This window comes from Alicyclobacillus acidiphilus NBRC 100859 (assembly GCF_001544355.1).
GTDB classification, from domain to species: domain Bacteria; phylum Bacillota; class Bacilli; order Alicyclobacillales; family Alicyclobacillaceae; genus Alicyclobacillus; species Alicyclobacillus acidiphilus.
This window is the reverse complement of the sequence record NZ_BCQI01000118.1, coordinates 1-3,660: the sequence shown is the minus strand read 5'-3', so window position 1 is coordinate 3,660 and position 3,660 is coordinate 1. Positions and strand designations below refer to the sequence as shown.

The 3,660-nt window shown below is 59.2% G+C and carries 3 protein-coding genes; all 3 read right to left on the bottom strand.

The window, feature by feature from the left end; translation table 11 throughout:
* Positions 1-88: 88 nt before the first annotated feature.
* Genes AAC01S_RS18175 through AAC01S_RS18165 form a run of 3 tightly spaced genes read right to left on the bottom strand, consistent with a single transcriptional unit; the run spans position 89 to position 3,657 of the window.
* Entirely contained in the window at positions 89-1,048 is a 960-nt protein-coding gene (locus AAC01S_RS18175; RefSeq protein ID WP_067625845.1) for an ABC transporter permease, read from the bottom strand.
* A gap of 27 nt (positions 1,049-1,075) precedes the next feature.
* Entirely contained in the window at positions 1,076-2,149 is a 1,074-nt protein-coding gene (locus AAC01S_RS18170) for an ABC transporter permease (protein ID WP_067625842.1), read from the bottom strand.
* Positions 2,146-3,657, bottom strand: coding sequence for an ABC transporter ATP-binding protein (locus tag AAC01S_RS18165; RefSeq protein WP_067625846.1), 1,512 nt, complete (start codon positions 3,655-3,657; stop codon positions 2,146-2,148). Before AAC01S_RS18165 ends, AAC01S_RS18170 begins: the two co-directional genes overlap by 4 nt.
* Positions 3,658-3,660 lie beyond the last annotated feature (3 nt).

The window sequence follows — 3,660 nt, the reverse complement described above, 5'->3', positions numbered from 1 at the left end:
TGCCCCGGCCCCCCGCCGCAAGCCCGCCCCGGCCCCTGCCGCAAGCCCGCCCCGGCCCCCGCCGCAAGCCCGCGCCCCCAAAATCGTGTCAGCGCTTCGGATCGTAAGGGATGCCGTCTGCCGCAGGAGCGACGGAACGACCGATGAGTCCTGCGAGTGCCAGGATGGTCAGCGCATACGGAATCATCTGCAGGAGATTCGAGGAGATGCCTTGTCCTTGCAGGATGATGCCGAGCGCTGTGGAAAACCCGAAGATGAGCGCAGCCCCGAATGATCCAAGGGGTGTCCACTTGCCGAAGATCATGGCGGCCAATGCGATGTAGCCGCGGCCGTTTGTCATGTTGACGGAAAAGCTGTTCAGCACGCCGATGGATAGGTATGCGCCGCCCATCGCCGAGAATATGCCGCCCAGGATGACGCCGAAATAGCGCAGGCGCCAGACGTTGATGCCAAGGGTGTCGGCAGCCAACGGGTGTTCACCGACGGCGCGCATACGGAGCCCGATTCGCGTGTGAAACAAAAACCAATGCGACGCGGCGACGAGGACAATCATGATGTACACGAGCACGCTCTGGTGGGAAAAGATTCCGCCGATATACGGAATGTTGCTGATGCCGGGGATGCTCCACTCTGGCAGTTCCGGCGTGTTGATTGGTGTTCCGTTGAAGCCGAAAACCGTGTCCAGCAAGAATGCGGTCAGGCCGGCGGCAAAGATGTTGATGGCCATGCCGAGTACGGTTTGATCGGCGGATACGTTAATGGCGCCCCACGCCAAGGCTGCGGCTGTGAGCCCGCCGACAATCATCGCGCCAATCAATCCGAGCCACGCGCTGTTGGTCCAATATGAGAAGGCGACTCCGAAGAAGGCGCCCATCAGCATGATGCCTTCCATGGCGATGTTGACGACGCCGGTCCGTTCCGAGAAGGTGCCGCCAATCGCTGGAAGAGCGAGCGGAACTGCCATCGACAGCGTCGAAGCCCAAATCTCTGGGTTGCGGAAAATGGAAACGATGGTCGCCCATACGTGTGCCTCCAAGACGATACTCATGACGCTCTCTACTCCTCTCCAACGAAATTATTGTGCTGTGACACCAGACTTCATGGATTTCCTGCGTCGATACCAACCAATCACTTGAGGGATGATGCGTTCACAGCCAACAAAGAAGATGATCAGGCCCGTCAGCACGTCGGTTAAGGCGGCAGGCACTTGCGAGACAATCTGCATATTCTGGCCGCCCGTGTTCAGGGCGCCGAAGAAGAGCCCGGCGACAATGACACCGAATGGATTGTTGCGAGCTAGGAGAGAGACGACAATCGCCGTGTAGCCGTAGTTGGATGTGAAGCCGTCGGACAGGCGGTGATCGACCCCGAGCATCTGAACAGCTCCGGCGAGACCTGCAAACAACCCTGACAGGGACAGCGCGATCACGATGTACAACGCGACCGGAATGCCGCCATAGCGGGCTGCTCGCTGGTTGTATCCGACAGCCCGAAGTTTGTAGCCGAGCGTCGTCTTGTACAGCAGGAACCACACCGCCAATGTGGCGACAATGGTGATTGCGACAGAAATCAAGGACAGTTGCGATTGCGCGAGACCTTGCGTGAAGTACGGAAATTGGGTGTTTGTCGCTATCATCGGCGACTGTGGGTTATACCCCTTTTCCTGCATCGGGCCGCCTTCAATCAGGTAGCGGGCAAGCAGGATGCCGATGTAGCTCATCATCATGGTGGTAATGACTTCGTGCGATCCGACAAAGGCCTTCGTCAACCCTGGAATGACGCCGCCCCAAATCGCGCCGGACAGCATGCCGACGACGATACAGAGAATCATGTGCAGCCAACCCGGCAACCCGGTGAAGTGATATCCGAACCAGACTGCGACGGTTGCTGCCACCCAGTACTGGCCATCTGCGCCGATGTTGAACAGTCCGGATTGGAACGAAATGGCGATTCCGAGACCAATCAGAATGAGCGGCAAGCTTGCCGTAATGGTGTTGGCCAAGCTCGTTGGGCTGCCAAACGCGCCGGAGATCAGCGAGCCGTAGACCGTGGCTGGATTGTACCCCATCGCCCCGACGATGATGGCGCCAATCACCATCGCAAGGACGGAAGCGCCGAGCGGCAGAAGGATGGAACGTAAAGCTTTCATCTCGATACCTCCTTCGGGGTACCCGTCATCAATAATCCAATTTGTTCCCGCGTCGCTGTCGCCCCGTCAACAATATCGACAATTCGCCCATTGTGGATGACCGCAATCCTGTCAGACAGCGACAAGATTTCGTCCAACTCCAAGGATACGAGGAGTACGCCTTTGCCCTCGTCGCGAAGGCGAATCAGTTGGCGATGAATGCCCTCGATAGCTCCAACGTCCAGTCCGCGCGTGGGTTGGGCCGCGATCAGCATGAGCGGGTTGCGCGACACCTCCCGCGCGAGAATGACCTTCTGCTGGTTTCCGCCGGACAGTTCGGCCGCTTTGCGGGATGGATCCGGCGGCCGCACGTCGAATTCGCGAATCCGCTCCACGGTGTAGCGTTCCGCGGTCGCGCGGTCGATCACGCCGCGTTTCGAGAACGGCCGTTTGTCGACGTCGCGGAGAATGGTGTTTTCGACGAGATCGAACTCGAGCACTAGGCCGTCGGCTTGGCGGTCCTGCGGCACGTAGGCGATCCCGGCCTCCGTTCGATCCGCCGGCGACAGCGCCGTGATGTCGCGGCCGTCGAACACGATTTGCCCCTGTTCCACCTTCAGCAGTCCGGCGATGGCGTCGGCCAATTCAAATTGCCCATTGCCGTCGATCCCCGCGAGTCCGAGGATCTCACCTCTATGTAAGTCGAGCGTAATGCCGCGAACGCGCTCATTGCGGGCGTGATCGCGGACGTAAACGTCACGCAGTTGCAAGATGGGCTTGCCAGGAGTCGATGCCGCCTTTTCGACGCGCAGGACGACCTCGCGGCCCACCATCATATTGGCGAGGTCCTGGGCGGTCGCTGACGATGTGTCCACCGTGTCGACCGTTTTACCAGCCCGCATCACGGTGACTCGATCGCTGATTTCCTTGACTTCATCGAGTTTGTGACTGATGAAGAGCACCGGCGTGCCCTCGGCTTTGAGGCTGCGGATGATCTCGAACAATTCCCGCGTCTCCTGCGGCGTCAGCAGTGCGGTTGGCTCATCGAGAATGATGAGGCGCGCCTTGCGATAGAACGCTTTCAGAATCTCGACGCGCTGCTGCAGGCCGACTGACAGATCGGACACTTTCTTCGCGGGATCGATGGCGAGTCGATAGCGCTCTGACAGATCCCGGACGCGGCGCTCGGCCTCGCGGCGGTTAAAATTGATGCCGCCCGGTTCGTTTCCCAGCACGACGTTTTCCGCGACCGTCAGCGCGGGAATCAACATGAAGTGCTGGTGAACCATGCCGATCCCGGCGTGAATCGCTTCGCGTGGACTGCGGAAATGAACGCGTTCGCCCAGCAAGCGAATCTCCCCGGAGGTCGGTTCCAGCAATCCGTAAATCATCTTCATCAGCGTTGACTTGCCGGCGCCATTTTCGCCGAGAATGGCGTGGACTTCGCCGGATCGCAACGTCAAATTGACGCCGTCATTCGCCTTGACGCCGGGGAACCATTTTTTTAGATCGATAATCTCAACCTGAATCCG

Excerpts from the sequence above, each read along its gene's own strand:
- AAC01S_RS18170 (WP_067625842.1), bottom strand. The coding sequence starts at position 2,149 with ATGAAAGCTTTACGTTCCATCCTTCTGCCGCTCGGCGCTTCCGTCCTT.
- AAC01S_RS18175 (WP_067625845.1), bottom strand. The coding sequence starts at position 1,048 with ATGAGTATCGTCTTGGAGGCACACGTATGGGCGACCATCGTTTCCATT.